Source organism: Vibrio sp. 10N.286.46.A8, from assembly GCF_041470165.1.
GTDB classification, from domain to species: Bacteria; Pseudomonadota; Gammaproteobacteria; order Enterobacterales; family Vibrionaceae; genus Vibrio; species Vibrio tasmaniensis_A.
The window spans coordinates 1-5,458 of the sequence record NZ_JBFRLX010000299.1 but is presented as its reverse complement, the minus strand read 5'-3'; the positions used below and the strand labels follow the sequence as shown (position 1 = coordinate 5,458).

Annotated in this window: 6 protein-coding genes; all 6 read left to right on the top strand. The window is 44.9% G+C overall.

Annotated elements, in window-relative coordinates; genetic code table 11:
- Nucleotides 1–267: hypothetical protein (locus tag AB4232_RS21780; RefSeq protein WP_372087996.1), on the top strand; the 267-nt coding region annotated here is incomplete at its 5' end.
- A gap of 293 nt (nucleotides 268–560) precedes the next feature.
- Nucleotides 561–1,532, top strand: coding sequence for a tripartite tricarboxylate transporter substrate binding protein (locus AB4232_RS21775; protein WP_009846588.1), 972 nt, complete (start codon nucleotides 561–563; stop codon nucleotides 1,530–1,532).
- A gap of 247 nt (nucleotides 1,533–1,779) precedes the next feature.
- Nucleotides 1,780–2,280, top strand: coding sequence for a tripartite tricarboxylate transporter TctB family protein (locus tag AB4232_RS21770; protein ID WP_269336138.1), 501 nt, complete (start codon nucleotides 1,780–1,782; stop codon nucleotides 2,278–2,280).
- A gap of 10 nt (nucleotides 2,281–2,290) precedes the next feature.
- On the top strand, nucleotides 2,291–3,811 hold the full coding sequence (locus tag AB4232_RS21765; protein WP_009846586.1) for a tripartite tricarboxylate transporter permease: 1,521 nt from the start codon (nucleotides 2,291–2,293) through the stop codon (nucleotides 3,809–3,811).
- 195 nt (nucleotides 3,812–4,006) lie between these two features.
- The gene (locus AB4232_RS21760) at nucleotides 4,007–4,765 is read left to right on the top strand and encodes a sulfite exporter TauE/SafE family protein (protein WP_372087995.1); all 759 of its coding nucleotides are present in this window, start codon (nucleotides 4,007–4,009) and stop codon (nucleotides 4,763–4,765) included.
- A 284-nt stretch (nucleotides 4,766–5,049) separates the two neighbouring features.
- Entirely contained in the window at nucleotides 5,050–5,241 is a 192-nt protein-coding gene (locus tag AB4232_RS21755; RefSeq protein ID WP_009846584.1) for a hypothetical protein, read from the top strand.
- Nucleotides 5,242–5,458: the final 217 nt, after the last annotated feature.

The window sequence follows — 5,458 nt, the reverse complement described above, 5'->3', positions numbered from 1 at the left end:
ACAGTCGCCACCGAGAATACAAGAGACCAGCAAGCAAAACCGGAGACATCGCCTAATCAGCCAAGTACTGAACTATACGGCCTATTATTAGAAGCGGTATCCAATGATGACACCGAAGCTCTCAACATTGTTCTTAACATTGAGGACGGTGCTGTGGTTGGGCTAACACCTTCGGAATTTAAAAAGTTGGAAAGCGCACTCGAGGAGTTCGATTTCGATTGCGCGACTGAACTGCTAAAAGGCTCAACACTGGCTAGTTCATCATGATCGAGAAACACTAAATATATCATAAGTTACAAACTGTTAAAGAGAGTCCAAGTGGCTCTCTTTTTTCATCTGTCTCCAACAGTAAGGACACCCTCACCTCCCCGTGAACTTTATGAACTTTATTCACCCAATGTTCTTTATCCTCAATATCACCGCATTACAGACAATTCTTTAACACACCGTTAACTTTAACGTCATCTGCTAAGCAATACCCTACTCGTGTGTTTAGCAGCTGGATATAAAACATAAGTTTCTCTCCATTGAAGAGATCCCCTACATAAGGAACGTGAACCATGTTCAAGGCACTGAAACCTACTCTTGCGGCTTCTATCATCGCAGCAACCTTTTCTTTTAACACTTTTGCTGCTGACGTAGAAAAAATCCACTTCCTAATCCCTGGCGGCGCTGGTGGCGGTTGGGATATGACGGCTCGTGGTACGGGTGATGTATTAGTTAAATCCGACATCGTAGAAAATGTCTCTTTCCAAAACTTGTCTGGTGGTGGTGGCGGTAAAGCCATTGCACACCTAATCGAGACGGCTCAACGTCAAGAAGACACGCTAATGGTGAACTCAACGCCTATCGTTGTTCGTTCACTAACGGGGATCTTCCCACAATCTTTCCGCGACCTAACTCCTGTAGCAGCAACTATTGCCGACTATGGCGCAATCGTTGCGTCTGCGGATTCGAAGTACAACACTTGGGAAGATGTAGTAAAAGAATTCGAAAGCAACCCACGTAAAGTGAAAATTGCAGGCGGCTCGGCTCGAGGCAGCATGGATCACCTTGTTGTGGCGGCAGCGTTCAAAGGCGAAGGTTTTGATGCGAAGAAAGTGCGATACATTGCTTACGATGCAGGTGGTAAAGCGATGGCGGCACTGCTTTCTGGCGAAACACAACTGCTTTCGACAGGCCTTGGTGAAGTGCTAGAAATGTCTAAATCAGGCCAAGTAAAAGTATTGGCAGTAACGGCACCAAAACGTCTTGATGCGGCACCAAACATCCCAACACTAACTGAGTACGGCAACGAAACAGTATTTGCTAACTGGCGTGGCTTCTTCGCGGCACCTGGCACTAGCCAAGCGAAAATCGACGAGTGGAATGTAGCTCTAGGCAAGATGTACAAGACCGATGAATGGCAAGTGGTTCGTGACCGTAACGGTTGGATTGACAACTACAAAGCTGACAAAGATTTTTACGCCTTCCTAGAAGACCAAGAAAAACAGATGGGCGACCTAATGCGTGAGCTTGGTTTCTTGAAATAACCAACAACCATAGAGGGTCTATGTGCCCTCTTACTCTTTCCTTGTTTCGCCGTACATGAGTTAACTTCAAACTCCTTTGTTTATTCGTAGACGTATTACTAACGCTTGCCGATTCGTTGTAAACGCAAGTGGCTGATAAACCAGTACCGTAATTCGCTTACCTTTGGTTAGTGATCCCAGACATTCTTCATTAACTCGCTCATGTACGGCTTTTTTACTATTTATACCACCCCAAATGGAGTTGGATATGTCGGACTTACCAACCAAATTTCTGAGTAAGGAATCTTTGCTTTCGAAGGATCGCATCGGAGCCATGATCTTTATGCTGGCGTGCTTGTGCTACGGCTACCAAACCACGCTGATTCCTTTGTTTCCCGGTGACGAGTACGAACCCTTTACAGCAAGAACCTTACCTACCCTGTTGACGTTTATCGGCATTGGCCTCTCGTTGATCCTGCTAATAACAGGACAACCGGATAAGAAAGTCACATGTGACACAACGCCGCTGAACTGGAAACTGCTGATTGGCTTCTTAGTGTTAATGGCTTTGTACGGTGTTGGACTGACTTATCTTGGCTTTGTTTTAGCAACTAGCTTCTTCTTGCTTGCTGGCTTTTACCTATTGGGTGAGCGCCGTAAATCTATTTTATTTGGCGCGTCATTTCCTTTCGTTATCGCGTTCTTTTTATTATTAACTCAAGGCTTAGATATCTACCTAGAGCCTGGCTTAATCTTCACTCTTTGGTAGGGATAACATTATGTTAGACGGAATTTTACAAGGACTTTCTACCGCTGTGATGCCAATGAACATCATGATGGTAATTGTGGGCTGCTTCGTGGGTACCTTCATTGGTATGCTCCCGGGGCTAGGTCCAATTTCAGCAATCGCGTTGATGATCCCGATTACATACGGCCTAGACCCTTCTTCTGGCTTAATCTTAATGGCCGGTGTGTACTACGGCGCAGTATTTGGTGGCTCAACGTCATCAATCTTAATCAATGCTCCAGGTTGTTCTTCAACGGTAGTAACCGCATTCGACGGCTACCCAATGGCACAAAAAGGCCAAGCAGGTAAAGCGTTGGCACTAGCAGCCTACTCTTCTTTCACTGGTGGTACTCTGTCAGCAATCATGCTTTTGATTGCAGCACCGGCTCTAGCAAGTGTCTCATTGAGCTTCCAGTCGTCAGACTACTTTGCATTGATGTTGTTAGGTCTATCGGCTGTAGCGGCTTTTGCAGGCCCGGGTCAGGTAATAAAGGCATGGATGATGACCATTCTTGGTTTGATGTTATCTACTGTTGGTATCGACAAAGGCGTTGGTGTTGAGCGTTTCACGTTTGGTCTAACAGACCTAATGGATGGCTTTAGTTTCCTACTTCTTGCTATGGCAACATTCGCTTTAGGTGAGACTTTAATGGGTATTTTGAAACCAGAGAAAGACACCAGCGGCGAAGAAAGCCAAAAGATGGCCGATATTGGCAGCATGAAAGTGACCAAAGAAGAGTTCAAAGAAGTCGCGCCCGTTTCGATTCGTTCTTCAATTCTTGGCTTCTTCACTGGCGTGCTTCCGGGTGCTGGCGCGACTATCGCAGCTTTCTTAAGCTACGGCATGGAACGCAGCCTAGCACCAAAAGACAAGCAGAAAGAGTTTGGTAAAGGCAGTATTCGTGGTCTTGTGGCTCCTGAATCAGCAAATAATGCAGCTTCGAGTGGTTCATTCGTTCCGCTACTGACACTCGGTATTCCGGGCTCTGGTACTACAGCAATTATGCTTGGTGCACTCATCGCTTATGGCATCCAACCGGGTCCTCGCTTGTTCGTTGAGCACCCAGATGTATTCTGGTCGGTGATTATCTCGATGTACTTTGGCAACATCGTGCTGGTTATCTTGAATCTGCCTTTAATCCCTTACATCTCTAAACTGCTAGCGGTACCAAGAACGGTACTACTGCCAATGATTATTTTCTTCTCAATCACAGGCGTGTACTTGGTGTCTTTCAACACGATGGATGTGTTTGTGATGCTAATTGTGGCAATGGCGGCGATAGCGTTAAGGCTGGCCAACTTCCCACTTGCCCCATTACTACTAGGTTTTATCCTTGGTGGATTAATGGAAGAGAACCTACGACGTGCATTGATGATCAGTGATGGTGAACTCAGCTTCCTTTGGGAACGCCCTATCACAATGACCTTCACCATTTTAGCGGTATTGGTTCTATCTAGTCCTATTCTGGTTAAGCTGTTCAAGAGCTTTAGAGCGAAGCCTGTTGAAGTGTAAACTTGGCTTAGCTTAGAAAAACAAAACGTAATAAAGGGAGCTTCAGGCTCCTTTTTTCGTAGCAGCTATTTCAAAAAACCGTAGCTCTAAGATGGTAGCAAACTCACAATCCGACTCCTGAAAAACACATATCCCTGATATCAATAACAAAATCAAGTAAGGTGATTCATCATTTAACGCATTGGATTCAAAACTATGGATTGGTTGATTCTATTCTTATCGGGAGTGATTGGCGGTGTGCTCAACTCAATTGCAGGAGGAGGCAGCTTCATCACCTTCCCCGCTCTATTGTTTGCAGGCGTTCCACCAATAGCAGCCAACGCGACCAATACCTTTGCTTCGTGTGCTGGATACATTAGCGGAGCCTACGCTCTACGCCACGAAATTCAATCTGGTACCAAACAACTCAAGCTCATTGTTGGACTATGTATAATTGGCGGCAGCATTGGTGCATTTTTACTACTACACACACCAGAAGCGCTATTTACTCAATCCGTACCTTGGTTATTGCTGTTCGCCGCTCTGCTTTTTACCTTTGGTGGCACTCTCAACAAATGGCTCAAAAAAGTAACAGCTAAACATAAGCACGCCACCAGCGCAGGCGCGTTCTTTTCAGCTGTATTGCTTTTGATCGTGTGTGTTTATGGTGGTTATTTTAATGCAGGCTTAGGCATTGTGACATTGAGCTACTTGGCACTGGCAGGGTATACCAATATCAACGTGATGAATGGCATCAAATTGTTGGTATCGGCATGCGCATCACTCGCGGCAATCGTGTTCTTTGTTGTGAATGGTTCGATTGATTGGCCGTCAGGCATGGCCGTTTTGTTTGGGACATTGGTCGGTGGTTACTATTCAGCAAAAGTTTCTCGTCGTATCCCACAACAATATGTTCGCACCACAGTGATCATCGCGAGCTTTTTGATTACCGCTTACTTCTTTTATGCTAGGTAAGTTTTATGCTAAGTAGGTTCTATACCAACTAGCTTTTATTCGAACTGCTTCGTGCAGCAATCACGGTTTTCGTTAGCAAAACACAACGCAAATCGTTAAGTATAAAGAATTGACAAAGCCCCTCGGCTGGTTATTTTATGAACTATAAAATAACCAAGCTAAAATGTGTGAGGCGAGTCCTTCAATTAGCAAATTTGATAACAATTTAGACTATTTTTTAGCCTTTATTTTGCCAAAGGTGGGATAATTCTCCTGTCGAAAGTGAGACTTCATTAGGAGGCGTTATGAACATTAAACTCGGTCATGTCATGTCATCAAGTCGACTCATTTGCTTTGTCGCTTTTCTTGCTGCCACATTCGCGTGGATTCTAAAAATGCCCGCTCTGTTTTCTGTGTCAGCGCTATTCTTACTGATCAGCGCTATTGTCTATGGCGTTGACCTTTGGAAGAATCAAAGAAAGAACCGCGAAGCTTAAGACGAACGATTAAAGCAACACGCATTAAAAAAGGAGCACTTAGGCTCCTTTTGTATGTTTCAGTCAAGGCTTTGTCTATCTAACGATGCTCAACTTACGCCTTTACATAAAGACGTTAAAACTAGCGACGCCCTTTTGCTAGCGACGGAAATTACGACCGTTGCCGCCACGACGCTCTTTAAATGCTGACGCTGCTTTAGCTTGTGATGCTAGAATC